This window comes from Allobosea sp., assembly GCF_036675845.1.
Taxonomy (GTDB): Bacteria; Pseudomonadota; Alphaproteobacteria; order Rhizobiales; family Beijerinckiaceae; genus Allobosea.
The window spans coordinates 37,082-50,711 of record NZ_JAKFED010000025.1; the positions used below are offsets into that span (position 1 = coordinate 37,082).

Sequence of the window (13,630 nt, forward strand, 5' to 3'; positions counted from 1 at the left end):
GAGCATCCAAGTTACTGTTCTGACAAGAAAATTATTTTTTTAGATGATTGGAACCTTTTTCATTCAGGGTCGTTGTTAGGCCGGATAAGTGTCTTGTTGGGGGCTGCCACGCGTAGCGAAGCGTTTGCGTGTGGAGAGTGTGGGCGCGGCCGCCGGCGCGCCACTGGAGCGAGGAAGCGATGCATACAATGAACTCCGAATTGCCGGAGAGAGACGAGGTCGACCCCGAATTCGAGACGCTGCTCGACCCGAAAGTGCAGGAATCGATCGGACGCTCGCTCAAGGCCCATTACGACGACCTGATCAACGCGCCGATCCCGGACAAATTCCTTGTGCTGCTGGCCCAGCTCGAAGCTACGGAGCGTCGCCTGCCGGTCGGGGGTGAGTCCGATGAGTGCCGATGATTTCAAGGACGGCCTGATCGCCGAGATTCCGAATCTGCGCGCCTTTGCGGCGTCGCTTTCGGGCTCGATGCAGCTCGCCGACGATCTGGTGCAGGACACCCTGCTCAAGGCTTGGGGCAATGCCGAGAAGTTCCAGCCCGGCACCAGCCTGCGCGCCTGGCTCTTCACCATCCTGCGCAACACCTATTACTCGCTCTACCGCAAGCGCGGGCGCGAAGTGCAGGACAGCGACGGCGCCTATGCCGACCGCCTGGCGACGCACGGCAACCAGGAAAGCCATCTCGACCTGGCCGACTTCCGCAAGGCGCTGGCGAAACTGCCGGAAGAGCAGCGCGAGGTGCTGATCATGGTCGGGGCCACCGGCCTTTCCTATGAAGAGACCGCCGCGATCTGCGGCGTGGCCATCGGCACGATCAAGAGCCGGGTCAACCGGGCACGCTCCCGCCTCGCGGAGCTTCTCTCGATCGGCGGCATCGACGATCTGGGCCCGGATCACCGGATCACTGCGGCGGTGCAGCGGGCGGGGCCGGAAATCGTCAACGGGTGAGATGGCTCTCTCGCTGTTCAGGACGGTCCGGGGCCGCCTGCTGGCGCTGATGGTCGCAATCGCGCTGCCGATCGCCGCGCTCACCGCGGCGGCGGCAGTCTCGACCTATCGGACGGTGCTGGACGCGATCCAGACCTCGCAGGCACGCACCGCGGATGACTACGCCGTGCGGGCGCGGGTCTGGTATCGCGGCGCCCTGCGCTCGCTTCTGTCGACGAGCGCGGCCTTCGCGGCGCTGCCGCCCGAATTGGCGCCGGATTGCCGGCGCCTCGGCGATGTGCTGCGCAGCACCACCGGCTATCTCGCCTTGCATATCGCCGTCCCGGGAAGAGCGCCCTGCTCCGCCTCGCTCGACCCGCAGGTCAGCGAGGCCGATCTCGCGCGGATCTCGGCGCAGATGCAGGAGAAGCCGGCGGTGCCGGTCTGGGGCGGCAGCGAAACGGCCGAGGCGCGCTACGGCCAGGTCGATCTGCACGGCAGGCACTTCCTCGCCATCCACGCGCGACATCCCCATGCCGGCTCGGACGGGGCGGCGCTGCTGCTCGCCAGCCCCGACCTGCTCAGCAATGTCTTCGACCTCGGCACGGCCGATCCCGGTCTCATCGTCGGCATGGTCAGCCGGAGCAGTGGCATCGTGAGCCAGCGCGGCGGCAGCCAGGGCGACGAGAACTGGCTGCCCCGCGACGAGGTGGCCCCCGAGGAGATCCAGCGCTGGCGGGGCGCCAGCCGCGCCGGCGGGGGACATTCCTATGCCGCCCGCATGGTGGTCGCGCCCGACCTCTACGTCATCGCCAGCTTCGACCAGGCGGCGGAGAGGGCCGCGACGCTGCAGTTCTATGCGCTGCTGCTGGCGCCGCTGCTGACGCTCGCCTTGCTCTGCATCGTCTATCTGAAGGCGGTCGACCAGCATTGCGTGCGCTGGCTGCGCGGCATCGAGGCCGCGGCGCGGGCCCGCCATACGCTTTCCAGCGCCCACGCGCCCCTGTCGGAAGAGATGCCGCGCGACATCCGCAGCGTCGCCGAGGCGTTCAACACGATGGTGGACGAGCAGGAGATCCGGCAGCGCAAGCTGCAGGCGGCACTCAACGACAACCGCTTCCTGGTCCGCGAGTTGCATCACCGCGTCAAGAACAGCCTGCAGGTGGTGCAGAGCTATATCGGCCTGACCAAGCGCGACCACCGCGGCGAGGCGAGGCTGGCGCTGTCGGACGCCGAATGCCGCGTCCATGTGCTCTCGGCCGCCTATCGCTTCACCCTCGCCGATGGCGAGATGCAGCCGGTGCGCATCGACCTGTTCCTGGACGATGTCGTGGCGATGATCGCGAGCCTGGTCCGCAGCCGCACGCAATGGGTCACCGGCCAGGTCGAGACCGTCGCCGCCCTGCCGATCGACCGGATCATTCCGCTGGGCTTCCTGATCGTCGACGTCGTCTCGCGCACGCTGCGTGCCGTGCCGGGCATCGGCATCACCATCGCGGTCACCGATTTCGACGAGGACACCATCGAGGTCGCGATCACTGCCGACCGCGAAACCCCGCCGATCCCGCCGCCCCGGCTCTTTGCCGGCCTCCTGACCCAGGTCGAGGCGGTCGAGGTCAGCCCGGCCGAGGGCGCCAGCCTCGGCATCTGGCGCATCCGGCACCGCGACTAGGGCCGGCCCCGATCAGTCGGCCGCCGGCTCCGGCGCCGCGGCCGGCGTGATCGAGACGCCGACCGCCAGGCCGAGGAAGGAGCCGGTGGGCCCGACATAGCTGCCGGCGACCGGCGAGGCGTCCTCCGGCACGCGTGCCACGGCGACGCGCAGCAACTGCCGGTCGGCGACGAGATCATTGGTCGGATCGAACTCGATCCAGCCATCGCCGGGAATGAAGACGTCGGCCCAGGCATGGGTCAACCCGACCAGCGAGGTCAGGGCGCCATCTGCGGCCGAGCGCTCGTGGATGTAGCCAGTGACGAAGCGGGCGGCGAAGCCGAGGCGGCGGGCGAGCTCGATGAACAGCCAGGCATAGTCGCGGCAGGAGCCGGACTGCATCTGGAGCGTATCGACCGGGTGCTGCGTGCCCTCGTCATAGCGCAGGGAATAGCCGAGGCTGCGGTTGATCGCGCCGGCCAGCTCGCGCAGCAGGTGGCCGGCATCGATGCCGGCCCGGAAAGCCTCGAGCCAGGCGTCGAGCACGCCACCGGGATCGGCTGCGGCAAGCTCGAGATAGGGCTGCAGCACGGCGCGCTCGGCGGCGCTGTAGCTGATCGCCGCGCAGGCGATGTCAGGCTCGACGGGGTTGGACGGGACGGCGGAGCCGAAGCGCTGCACCAGCAGCTCGCTGACGATCTCCAGCGTGTCGGCAGCGGTTTGGAAGGCCGCGGTGGCGACCGGGTTGCCATAGGCGTCGTGCATCCAGCGCAGGCTCGCCGGCGGCGAGATCGCGATCGCGGTGTCGAGGACGCGCAGGTCGAAGGAATCGCGCGGACGCAGCATCAGCCGGTGCGGCCCGAACGAGACCGGGCAGGCATAGCGATAGGTCGTCGCATGGCGAATGCGCAGATACATCTGGTCCCCCACGGACGGTCACGGCCAAAACCTGCGCTTGGCGGCCGCCGGGCAGCATCGCGCCGCCATGGAAAAAGCCGCCTCACGGCGGCTTCGTGTTTCGGCGCTCCGCATATACGCACGAGCGATGCTGCGGTTCCCGCCGCTCGCTCAGCGCAGGACGGTATCGCCCTTCAGGCGGGCTTCCTGCTGCGAGGTCGGAACCACGCGATGGGCGAGATCGCGGCGCATCTCGGCCGGGTTCACCGCGGCGAGCTGGATGTCGCTCGGGATGCCGCGCTGGACCTTGGCCTCGGCCACCGCCTGCGAGCTCTCTCCGACGCCGTTCTGCAGAGCGGCGCCCGTGGTTAGCGCGGTCACGACCAGCGCCATCGCGCCGAAGAAGGTGGCAGCGCGCTTGAGGGGGGCAAGGCTGGTGGTCGTCATCTTCGCTCTCCCGATTCGCATGGACCGCTCGCGGCGGCTTCGGCTTGTCAACCCGTTCGGCAGGGGTTTGTTCCAGCGAGGGGCCGAATCGCTCGGAGCTAAACTTTTTCCCGAGCGGCCGGGTCATTGGCTGCCGACCGGCCGCGGAACAGCCGCCAGAGCGACTTGCCGAGGCGCTTCGAGGTCAGTTGCGCACCGGCCTGGCGCTTCTCGAGCGTGATCTTGCGGTCATGGAAGTCCTCCAGGCCCGGCCGGTGTCCGACGCTGATCACGGTCGCCTCGGCGAGGTCGTCCTCGAGCAGACCGAGCAGCGAGTTCTGGCTGTCCTCGTCGAGGGCCGAGGTCGCCTCGTCCATGATGATGATGTCGGGCTTCTGGATCAGCAGCCGCGCGAAGGCGACGCGCTGGCGCTCTCCCCCCGAGAGGGTATGGTCCCAGCGCTCCTCCTCGTCGAGCCTCTTGGCGAGATAGGACAGGCTGCAGCGCTGCAGCGCGGCGACGACGACCTCGTCCGTCACCCGGCTCTCGGCCTCCGGATAGAGCAGCACGTCGCGCAAGCTGCCCATCGGCAGATAGGGTTTCTGCGGCACGAAGGCGAGGCGCTTGCCCCGCGGCAGCTCGATCGAGCCCGACCCCCAGGGCCAGAGCCCGGCGAGCGCCCGGATCAGCGTGCTCTTGCCGGTGCCGCTCTCACCGGTGATCAGCACCTTCTCGCCGAGCCCGATCACCACCGAGGCATCGGCGATCACCATGCGGCCATTGCTGTGGGCGATCGACAGATTCTCGATATGGATCGCGCCGTCGTCGCTCTCGCCGAGGGATATCCGGGTCTCGCCTTCCATGATCGTGCCGATATCGAGGCCCTCGAGCGCCTCCGCCAGCTCGTCGACGCGCGTGACGGAAGCGAACCACTCGGCCAGCCGCACGAAATTGTCGACGAACCAGATCAGCGCCGCCTGCACGGCACTGAAGGCGGCGACGACCTGCATCACTGCGCCCAGGGTGATCTCGCCGGAAAGGTATTTCGGCGCAATGAGGAGCAGCGGCACGATCGGGAACAGCGCGCCATTGGTGTTGAGCACGATCGCGATCACGCCCTGCTGACGGATGACCTTGAGCCAGGCGGCGACGACGCGGCCATAGTTTTCCCCGACAGAATCGCGCTCATCGGCATCGCCCTTGATCAGCGCGATGCTCTCGGCATTCTCGCGCAGGCGCGTCATCTCGGCCCGGAACTGCGCCTCCGCCTCGTTCTTGGCGGCGATGCGCGGCACCAAAGGCCGGCCGGCGAAATAGGCGGCCAGCGAGGCGACCACGGCATAGAGCACGGCGGCGAGCGCCATATAGCTCGGGATCACGAACGCGGTGCCGCCGAGCGTGAAGCGGGCCGAGCCGGCGACATGCCAGAGGATGGCGGCGAAGGTCGTCGCCGTCACCGCCGCGCTGATCAGTCCGATGGCGAACTCGACCAGCGGCTCGATGGCGAGGCGGACATCGTCGGCGATGCGGTATTCCGGGGCGGATTGCTCGCGCGCGACGAACTGCAGCCGGTAATAGCGCTGGTCGGCGATCCACCAGCCGGCGACATGGCGCGTCAGCCATTCGCGCCAGCGCGTCTGCAGCAGCATGCGGCTGATCACTAGGCAGGACAGCGTCAGCGCGGAAGCGGCGACGAGCAGCGGCAGCCAGGCGACCGCCGCCCAGACGCCGGGGAGGTCGCGCTTCTCGAGCGCATCGAAGAACAGGCGGTTCCAGGCATTGACGCCGACGGCGGCGGCGAGCTGGGCCGCGACAAAGAACAGCACCAGCAGCGTCAGCAGCCAGGCGCGCAGCCGGCTCTCGCCGGTCCAGAACCGCAGCGCCACGCGAAAGAACTGCCGCATGCGCGAGCGCCGCGGCACGGGGGAAGGCTCGGTCATGCAGGCGGCTCCAGGTCGCTACCGCCCGCGCCGCATAACATTGCTAAGCGGCAGCTTTCGCGGCACAGAGGAAAACGCGAGGCGCGGGCGAGAGTTCCGGGCGGCTCGCCGGTCATATTGCGATGCACAAACGTGGTCGCCCGAGCCCGCCGGGAGCCGGGTCCGATCAGGTTCGATCAACCTGATCGGTGAACCCGCCTCTGAACCATGATAGAGCGCGCGATCGAAGACGGGACGGCAGGGAAGCGACGCGATGGTAATGGTCTCGACGACCAATCGGAGCCGGGCGGCTGTGCCCTGCCTCGCCTGTCCCTTGCGCCTCAAGCCCGCCTTCAAGGACAAGCGCGACGAGGAGGTCCGCTTCATCCAGTCGATGAAGCTCGATCATCGCCAGTTGCCGGCCGGCACCGACATCATCCATCCGGGCCAGGAGGATGCCGAGCTCTACACGCTCTTCTCGGGCTGGGCCTTCCGCTACAAGTCGCTGCCGGATGGGCGCCGCCAGATCCTCAACTTCCTGCTGCCGGGCGATCTCGTCGGCCTACAGGCTTCGCTGCTCAGCGCCGCCCAGCACGGCATCGAGTCGGTGACCGAGGTCGAGCTCTGCGTCTTCCCGCGCAAGCGCATCTATGAGCTGTTCTCTCACATGCCGGCCCTCGCCTTTGAGCTCGCCTGGCTCGGCTCGCGCGAGCAATCGCTGATCGACGAGAACCTGACCTCGGTCGGCCAGCGCAGCGCGCCGGAGCGCATCGCGGCGCTGCTGATCTCGCTCTACCGACGGGCGGAAGCACTCGACCTGGTCAGCGAGGACAGCTTCGCCTTTCCGCTGACCCAGCAGCATCTCGCCGACGCGCTCGGTCTCTCGCTCGTCCACACCAGCAAGACCTGGTCGCGGCTGCGCCGCGCCGGCCTGTTCTCGCTCTCGGGCGGCCGCCTGACCCTGCTCAATCCGCGCCTGACCGAGCGCATGGCGCTGCTCTTCGACAGCGAACGCAGTCAAAGACCGCTGATCTGAGCGGGCGCGCGCGCCAAGAAAGCGCTGGATTCGCAGGCCTCTTGACCCCATATGACAGCGGCGTAACGTCACAGTTCCGTCGCGGCCATCCCGGCACCGACGGATCCGCGACGCGTCGTTCGAGGTTCTATGGTCCACTCCGCTCCCGGCTCGCGGCCGCGCAACGTCTCCCTCGCCACGCGCCTCGGGCATTCGTCCGTCGCGGCGAGGCTCGAGGACGAGGTGCGCCTGACCGCGGCCGATCTGGCCGACAGTGTCGCCGAGGCCAGGCTGCGGGTGGCGACGGCGCGCTACAAGGTCGAGGACGAGGTCCGCAATACCGCCGGCAAGCTGAAGACGCGCGTCCGCAAGGCTGCCGACGAGGCCCGCGCCAAGTTCGGCGACGATGCCCGCTTCCTGAAATCCTGGATCGATTCGCCCGGCCGCACCGGCGCGGTGGCGCCCTCGAGCCCGTTCCTGGCCAAGCGCATGGCCTCCTATGTCGACCCGCAGGCGGAAGGGCCGGTGGTCGAGATCGGCCCCGGCACCGGGCCGGTCACCGAGGCGCTGATCGCCCGGGGAATCGACGAGGCCCGGCTGATCCTGGTCGAGTTCAGCCCGGAATTCTGCGAGTTGCTGCGCCGGCGCTTTCCGCGCGCCGTGATCGTCGAAGGTGACGCCTATGCGCTCTCGACGACGCTCGGCGGGCATCTGCCCGAAAAGGCGAGCGCGGTGGTTTCCTCGCTGCCCCTGTTCAACAAGCCGCCGGCGGAGCGCACGGACCTGGTGCAGGACGCCTTCGACAACGTCCTCAAGCCCGGGGCGCCCTTCATCCAGTTCACCTATGCGGTGATCTCGCCGGTGCCGCGCAAGGGCTCGGGGCTCAAGGCCCAGGTCTCCGACTGGGTGCTGCGCAACATCCCGCCGGCGCGCGTCTGGGTCTATCGCCGCGCCAGGGCCTGAGCCCTCCCGCCATTCCATCGCTGGGCATGCCGCCATCGCCGGCGCATGCTGAAGGGACGCGCTTGTGCGCCCTGCCTGCCCTTTCGTGCCTGCCCTTGCGCGCCTGCCGGAGCCCGACCATGCCAAGAATCCTCGTCTTCGCCGGTTCCTGGCGACCGGGCTCGATGAACACGCGACTGGCGACGCTGGTCGCGAAGAAGCTCTCCGCCGCCGGCGCCGAGGTGACGCAGATCTCGCTCGGCGATTACCCCCTGCCGCTGGTCGATGCCCGCGCCTTCGACAACGATCCGCCGCCGGAGGCGAAGGCGCTCGCCAAGCTCGTCGAGGAGCATGACGGGCTGTTCATCGCCAGCCCGGAATACAATGCCGGCTACCCGCCGGCGCTGAAGAACGCGCTCGACTGGATCAGCATCGTGCGCTCCGGGGGCCCCGGCCTCAGGGGCAAGGTGGTCGCGATCGGCGGCGCCTCGGCCGGCAGTCTCGGCACCTATCGCTGCCTGACGCAGCTGCGCACCGTGCTCGAGCTCGGCTTCGGCGCCCTGCTGGTGCCGGAGATGCTGGCCGTCGCCGGAGCCGACAAGGCCTATGGCGAGGATGGCGAGCTTGCCGACCGGCGCACTGCGAGCTTCCTCGACAAGCTGGTGGCGAGGCTGGTGAAGGTCGCGGGCATGGCGCCTTGACACCGGCCGTCATTGCGAGCGTCAGCGAAGCAATCCAGGAGGTCTCGCTCGGCCGCTTCTGGATTGCTTCGTCGCTTCGCTCCTCGCAATGACGGCGGCGCTGGTTCACTCCAGCTCGCACTTCCCGCTCGCCGGCGACAGCCGCCAGGTGCCGTCATCGGGCCTGGCGGGAATGCGCACCGCCCCGTCGGCCACCTCCTCGGCGTCGTAGGGGTTGGGATTGGCGATGATGCCGGCATTGCGGATGTCGAGCGTGCCGTTCGGCCCGCGCCCGATCCGCCAGCTGCCCGCCTCCCATTCCGGCACGCAATGCAGACCCTGTCCCGCGGCGCGGCAGAAGCCGCTGAGCTGATAGTCGAAGCCCTGCGCCGGTTTCACGCGCTCGCGCAGATTGATGTAGAGCATGACGTAGACGCTGCCGCCCTCGCCCGGCTGCCAGATCTCCGGACTGTGCAGCAGCCGGATCTTCGCGAGCTTCTGCCGCGGATGGCTGGCGAGATGGACCGCGTCGTAGCTGCGCTCCCAGCAGGCCGCCTGCTTCGGCGGCAATTCCAGTTCGAGGGGGCGCGCCTGCGCCGTCATGGCGGCAAGCATCAGGGCGAAGATCAAGGGCAGGCGCATGGCAGGCTCTCTTTCCCGGAACAGGCAGCGTGGGGCGCAGCCGCCTTGCGATCAAGCCGCGTCTTGCATGGGTCGGGGAGAAAATCGCGGCGCGGCTGGCCTTCCGCCGCCGAATCCGGCACATCCGGGACCATGTCGTCGCCCAGCGAATCAAAGGCCCGCGCGATCCTCAAGTCGGCCTTCGGCTATGACGATTTCCGCCCCGGGCAATGGGAGGTCATCGAAGCCGCGCTGTCGGGCCGCGACGTCTTCGCGGTGATGCCGACCGGCTCCGGCAAGTCGATGTGCTACCAGCTGCCGGCGCTGGTCACCGGCGGGCTGACGCTGGTGGTTTCGCCCTTGATCGCGCTGATGCGCGACCAGGTCGGGCAATTGACCCGCGCCGGCGTCGCCGCCGCCTCGCTCAACTCGATGAACAGCGAGGCCGAGGCGGGTGCGGCCTGGGACAAGCTCAATGCCGGCGAGCTTCGCCTGCTCTTCGTCTCGCCCGAGCGGCTTGCCGGCGAGGGGCTGGTCGGGCGCCTCCGCCGGCTCGGCGTCACAAGGCTCGCCATCGACGAAGCCCATTGCGTCTCGCAATGGGGCCACGACTTCCGGCCCGAATACCGTCTGCTGTCCCGGGTCCGCGAGGCGCTCGGCAATGTTCCGGTGACGGCGCTGACCGCGACCGCCGACCGCCAGACCCAGGCCGACATCGCCCAGCAGCTCTTCCCGCAGCCGCCGCATCTGGTGCTGCATTCCTTCGACCGGCCGAACCTCAAGCTCGCCTTCGCGCCGAAGGACCAGCCGCGCCGGCAGATCGCCGATTTCCTGAAAGGCCATCGCGGCGGCTCGGGCATCGTCTACTGCTCGTCGCGCGGACGCACCGAGCGGCTGGCCGAAGGGCTGCGCGAAAAGGGCTACAAGGCCTATGCCTACCATGCCGGGCTGGAGCAGGCCGAGCGCAACCGCAACCAGGACATCTTCCTGCAGGAGGACGGCGTCGTCGTCTGCGCCACGATCGCCTTCGGCATGGGCATCAACAAGCCCGATGTCCGCTTCGTCGTGCATGCCGACATGCCGGGCTCGATCGAGGGCTATTACCAGGAGATCGGCCGCGCCGGCCGCGACGGACTGCCGGCCGACACGCTGACCCTCTACGGCATCGACGATATGGCGCTGCGCCGGCGCCAGATCGACGAGAAGGCGATCGACGAGGAGCGCCGCCGCATCGAGCACAAGCGCCTCAACGCGATGATCGACCTGTGCGAATCGGCGCTCTGCCGGCGCAGCGCGCTGCTCTCCTATTTCGGCGAGGAGACGCCGCCTTGCCGGCATGGAGCCGCGCCGTTCCGCTGCGATCTCTGCGGGCCGGAAGCGCCCGAGCTGACAGATGCCACGCTCGATTCGCGAAAGCTGCTCTCGGCCGTGGCGCGCTCGGGCCAGCGCTTCGGCGCCGCACATCTCGCCGACATCCTCACCGGCACGATGACGGACACCATCCGCCGCCAGAACCATGACGGGCTGAAGACCTTCGGCGTCGGCAACGACAAGCCGAAGAGCGCCTGGACCGCGCTGACGCGAAAGCTCTTCGCCGCCGGCGCGCTGGCCGAGGCCAGCGTCGAGCATGGCGGCTTCTGCCTTACGGGCAAGGGCGAGGACATCCTGTTCGGGCGCGAGCCGATCGCGCTCAGGGTCGATCCGCATGCCGAGCGGCGCTCGCGGCGCGGCGCCCGCGAGGCGGCCCGCGCCGACGGGCTCGACGAGGGCACCGCCGCGCTGTTCGAGCATCTGCGCCAGCTGCGGCTCTCGCTCGCCCGCGAGGAAGGCGTCGCCGCCTACATCATCTTCACCGACCGGACGCTGATCGCAATGGCGCGCGAGCGGCCGCTCGGGCTGGAGGAGATGCGCGCCATCGAGGGCGTCGGCGAGCGCAAGCTCAGCCAATATGGCGAGGCCTTCGTGGAGGCGATCGCGACATTCGCTGGCTAAATCGGCACCGCTCGCGTACGCACGCGCACGCACGTGAAAAAGCCATCCTGAACGCCTATATTATCCTGACGAATCAAGATCATCGCGGGCGCGTGCTCGCCCGCCGAAGGACCTCATTATGAGCGATGCTGCCCGCGACCTCGAGGATGCCGCCTATGGCGCCGATTCCATCAAGGTTCTCAAGGGCCTGGACGCGGTGCGCAAGCGTCCCGGCATGTATATCGGCGACACCGATGACGGCTCGGGCCTGCACCACATGGTCTATGAGGTGGTCGACAACGCCATCGACGAGGCGCTGGCCGGCCATGCCGACCTCGTCACGGTGACGCTCAACGCCGAGGGTTCGGTCACGGTCACCGACAATGGCCGCGGCATCCCGACCGATATCCACAGCGAGGAAGGCATCTCGGCGGCCGAGGTCATCATGACCCAGCTCCATGCCGGCGGTAAGTTCGACCAGAACTCCTACAAGGTCTCCGGCGGCCTGCACGGCGTCGGCGTCTCGGTGGTGAACGCGCTCTCGATCTCGCTGAAGCTCCGGATCTGGCGCGGCGGCAACGAGCATTTCATCGAGTTCCATCACGGCGACGCGGTCGCGCCACTCAAGATCGTCGGGCCGGCCGGCGACAAGCGCGGCACGGAGGTGACCTTCACCCCGAGCCAGCAGACCTTCACGATGATCGAGTTCGACTACAAGACGCTGGAGCACCGGCTGCGCGAGCTCGCCTTCCTGAACTCCGGCGTGCGCATCGTCCTGACCGACGCCCGCCATGCCGAGGTCGTGCGCGAGGAACTGATGTACGAGGGCGGCGTCGAGGCCTTCGTGCGCTATCTCGACCGGGCCAAGACGCCGATCGTCGCCAACCCGATCATGCTGTCCTCGGAGAGGGACGGCATCACCGTCGACGTCGCGCTCTGGTGGAACGATTCCTACCATGAGAACGTGCTCTGCTTCACCAACAACATCCCGCAGCGCGACGGCGGCACCCATCTCGCCGGCTTCCGCGCCGCGCTGACGCGCCAGGTCACCGGCTATGCCGAAAGCTCCGGCATCTCCAAGAAGGAGAAGGTCTCGCTCACCGGCGACGATTGCCGCGAGGGCCTGACGGCGATCGTCTCGGTCAAGGTGCCGGACCCGAAATTCTCCTCGCAGACCAAGGACAAGCTGGTCTCGTCGGAAGTTCGCCCGGTCGTCGAGAACGTCGTCAACCAGGCGCTGTCGACCTGGCTCGAGGAGCATCCGAACGAGGCCAAGACCATCGTCGGCAAGGTCGCCGAAGCGGCCGCCGCGCGCGAGGCGGCCCGCAAGGCTCGCGACCTCACCCGCCGCAAGGGCGCGCTCGACATCGCCTCCCTCCCCGGCAAGCTCGCCGACTGTCAGGAACGCGATCCGGCCAAGTCCGAGCTCTTCATCGTCGAGGGCGACTCGGCCGGCGGCTCGGCCAAGCAGGGCCGGGCGCGCGAGTACCAGGCCGTCCTGCCGCTGCGCGGCAAAATCCTCAATGTCGAGCGGGCGCGCTTCGACAAGATGCTCTCCTCCGAGCAGGTCGGCACGCTGATCACGGCGCTAGGCGCCGGCATCGGCCGCGAGGAGTTCAACATCGAGAAGCTGCGCTACCACAAGATCATCATCATGACCGACGCCGACGTCGACGGCGCCCATATCCGGACCCTGCTCCTGACCTTCTTCTACCGGCAGATGCCGGAAGTGATCGAGCGCGGCCATCTCTTCATCGCCCAGCCGCCGCTCTACAAGGCGGCGCGCGGCAAGTCGCAGACCTATCTCAAGGACGAGCGCGCGCTCGAGGACTACCTCGTCGATTCGGCGCTGGACGGCGCCGTCTTCCGCACCGGCGACGGGGCGGAGCGCGGCGGCCCGGACCTGCGCGCCCTGATCGAGGAGGCGCGCGGCGTGCGCAACACGCTCTCGCAGCTGCATTCGCGCTATGACCGCCGCGTCGTCGAGCAGACCGCGATCGCCGGCGTGCTGCGCCCACAGGATGGGCAGAGCGAGACGGAGCTCAACGAGGCCGCTTCCTATGTGGCGCGCCGGCTCGACGCGGTTTCGGACGAGATCGAGCGCGGCTGGGAGGGCAAGGTGGCAGATGGCGGCTTCGTCTTCTCGCGGCTGGTGCGCGGGGTGAAGCAGGTGGCGACGCTCGATGCCGGCCTGCTCGCCAGCGCCGAGGCGCGCAAGCTCGACGCCGCCGCAGCCTCGCTGCGGGAGGCCTATGCCAAGCCGGGCGTGCTCAGCCGCAAGGGCGACGACCATCTCGTCAACGGCCCGAGCGACCTGTTCGACGCGGTCAATTCGATCGGCAAGAAGGGCGTCTCGCTGCAGCGCTACAAGGGCCTCGGCGAGATGAACCCCGGCCAGCTCTGGGAGACGACGCTCGATCGCGACGTGCGCTCGCTGCTGCGCGTCAAGAACGACCAGAACGACGAGGCCGACGACCTCTTCGTCAAGCTGATGGGCGACGTCGTCGAGCCGCGCCGCGAGTTCATCCAGGCCAACGCCCTGAACGCGACCGTCGACACCTGATTTTGCCATCGGGCC

12 protein-coding genes are annotated in these 13,630 nt (G+C 68.4%); 8 read left to right on the forward strand and 4 right to left on the reverse strand.

Annotated elements, in window-relative coordinates:
* Positions 1-188: 188 nt before the first annotated feature.
* From V6M56_RS01590 to V6M56_RS01600, 3 genes are read left to right on the forward strand one after another with little or no spacing between them, the layout of a single operon-like run.
* Positions 189-404, forward strand: a complete 216-nt coding sequence (locus V6M56_RS01590) for a NepR family anti-sigma factor (RefSeq protein WP_332680817.1) — start codon at positions 189-191, stop codon at positions 402-404.
* Complete coding sequence (locus V6M56_RS01595; protein ID WP_332680818.1) at positions 391-951, forward strand: sigma-70 family RNA polymerase sigma factor; 561 nt, start codon at positions 391-393, stop codon at positions 949-951. The genes V6M56_RS01590 and V6M56_RS01595 overlap by 14 nt, the downstream gene beginning before the upstream one ends.
* 1 nt (position 952) lies before the next feature.
* Complete coding sequence (locus V6M56_RS01600; RefSeq protein ID WP_332680819.1) at positions 953-2,602, forward strand: histidine kinase dimerization/phosphoacceptor domain -containing protein; 1,650 nt, start codon at positions 953-955, stop codon at positions 2,600-2,602.
* A 12-nt stretch (positions 2,603-2,614) separates the two neighbouring features.
* On the opposite strand, the gene V6M56_RS01605 is transcribed toward V6M56_RS01600, so the two are convergent.
* The 3 genes from V6M56_RS01605 to V6M56_RS01615 all read right to left on the reverse strand — a co-directional run bounded on the left by V6M56_RS01605 (position 2,615) and on the right by V6M56_RS01615 (position 5,844).
* Positions 2,615-3,499 carry a transglutaminase family protein gene (locus tag V6M56_RS01605; protein ID WP_332680820.1) on the reverse strand — a complete coding sequence of 295 codons (885 nt, stop codon included), beginning with the start codon at positions 3,497-3,499 and terminating at the stop codon, positions 2,615-2,617.
* Between the two features lie 150 nt (positions 3,500-3,649).
* Positions 3,650-3,925 carry a hypothetical protein gene (locus V6M56_RS01610; RefSeq protein ID WP_332680821.1) on the reverse strand — a complete coding sequence of 92 codons (276 nt, stop codon included), beginning with the start codon at positions 3,923-3,925 and terminating at the stop codon, positions 3,650-3,652.
* A 98-nt stretch (positions 3,926-4,023) separates the two neighbouring features.
* Positions 4,024-5,844, reverse strand: coding sequence for an ABC transporter ATP-binding protein/permease (locus V6M56_RS01615; RefSeq protein ID WP_332680822.1), 1,821 nt, complete (start codon positions 5,842-5,844; stop codon positions 4,024-4,026).
* A 253-nt stretch (positions 5,845-6,097) separates the two neighbouring features.
* On the opposite strand from V6M56_RS01615, the gene V6M56_RS01620 reads away from it, so the two are divergent.
* The 3 genes from V6M56_RS01620 (at position 6,098) to V6M56_RS01630 (ending at position 8,481) form a co-directional block, all read left to right on the forward strand.
* A complete protein-coding gene (locus V6M56_RS01620; protein WP_332680823.1) occupies positions 6,098-6,859 on the forward strand; it encodes a Crp/Fnr family transcriptional regulator in 762 nt (253 codons plus the stop codon).
* A gap of 129 nt (positions 6,860-6,988) precedes the next feature.
* A complete protein-coding gene (locus V6M56_RS01625; protein ID WP_332680824.1) occupies positions 6,989-7,801 on the forward strand; it encodes a class I SAM-dependent methyltransferase in 813 nt (270 codons plus the stop codon).
* Positions 7,802-7,920: 119 nt separating this feature from the next.
* The gene (locus V6M56_RS01630; protein ID WP_332680825.1) at positions 7,921-8,481 is read left to right on the forward strand and encodes an NADPH-dependent FMN reductase; all 561 of its coding nucleotides are present in this window, start codon (positions 7,921-7,923) and stop codon (positions 8,479-8,481) included.
* A 105-nt stretch (positions 8,482-8,586) separates the two neighbouring features.
* On the opposite strand, the gene V6M56_RS01635 is transcribed toward V6M56_RS01630, so the two are convergent.
* A complete protein-coding gene (locus tag V6M56_RS01635; protein ID WP_332680826.1) occupies positions 8,587-9,102 on the reverse strand; it encodes a hypothetical protein in 516 nt (171 codons plus the stop codon).
* 132 nt (positions 9,103-9,234) lie between these two features.
* Here V6M56_RS01635 and recQ point away from each other — a divergent pair, with 132 nt between their 5' ends.
* Positions 9,235-11,073 (forward strand): DNA helicase RecQ, encoded by a 1,839-nt coding sequence (gene recQ, locus V6M56_RS01640; RefSeq protein ID WP_332680827.1) that lies wholly within the window; start codon positions 9,235-9,237, stop codon positions 11,071-11,073.
* Between the two features lie 118 nt (positions 11,074-11,191).
* On the forward strand, positions 11,192-13,615 hold the full coding sequence (gene gyrB / locus V6M56_RS01645; protein WP_332680828.1) for a DNA topoisomerase (ATP-hydrolyzing) subunit B: 2,424 nt from the start codon (positions 11,192-11,194) through the stop codon (positions 13,613-13,615).
* Positions 13,616-13,630: the final 15 nt, after the last annotated feature.

What these genes read in the sequence shown, in the direction of transcription:
- V6M56_RS01590 (WP_332680817.1), top strand. Translation starts at nt 189, where the DNA reads ATGAACTCCGAATTGCCGGAGAGAGACGAGGTCGACCCCGAATTCGAG.
- V6M56_RS01595 (WP_332680818.1), top strand. Translation starts at nt 391, where the DNA reads ATGAGTGCCGATGATTTCAAGGACGGCCTGATCGCCGAGATTCCGAAT.
- V6M56_RS01600 (WP_332680819.1), top strand. Translation starts at nt 953, where the DNA reads ATGGCTCTCTCGCTGTTCAGGACGGTCCGGGGCCGCCTGCTGGCGCTG.
- V6M56_RS01605 (WP_332680820.1), bottom strand. Translation starts at nt 3,499, where the DNA reads ATGTATCTGCGCATTCGCCATGCGACGACCTATCGCTATGCCTGCCCG.
- V6M56_RS01610 (WP_332680821.1), bottom strand. Translation starts at nt 3,925, where the DNA reads ATGACGACCACCAGCCTTGCCCCCCTCAAGCGCGCTGCCACCTTCTTC.
- V6M56_RS01615 (WP_332680822.1), bottom strand. Translation starts at nt 5,844, where the DNA reads ATGACCGAGCCTTCCCCCGTGCCGCGGCGCTCGCGCATGCGGCAGTTC.
- V6M56_RS01620 (WP_332680823.1), top strand. Translation starts at nt 6,098, where the DNA reads ATGGTAATGGTCTCGACGACCAATCGGAGCCGGGCGGCTGTGCCCTGC.
- V6M56_RS01625 (WP_332680824.1), top strand. Translation starts at nt 6,989, where the DNA reads ATGGTCCACTCCGCTCCCGGCTCGCGGCCGCGCAACGTCTCCCTCGCC.
- V6M56_RS01630 (WP_332680825.1), top strand. Translation starts at nt 7,921, where the DNA reads ATGCCAAGAATCCTCGTCTTCGCCGGTTCCTGGCGACCGGGCTCGATG.
- V6M56_RS01635 (WP_332680826.1), bottom strand. Translation starts at nt 9,102, where the DNA reads ATGCGCCTGCCCTTGATCTTCGCCCTGATGCTTGCCGCCATGACGGCG.
- recQ (WP_332680827.1), top strand. Translation starts at nt 9,235, where the DNA reads ATGTCGTCGCCCAGCGAATCAAAGGCCCGCGCGATCCTCAAGTCGGCC.
- gyrB (WP_332680828.1), top strand. Translation starts at nt 11,192, where the DNA reads ATGAGCGATGCTGCCCGCGACCTCGAGGATGCCGCCTATGGCGCCGAT.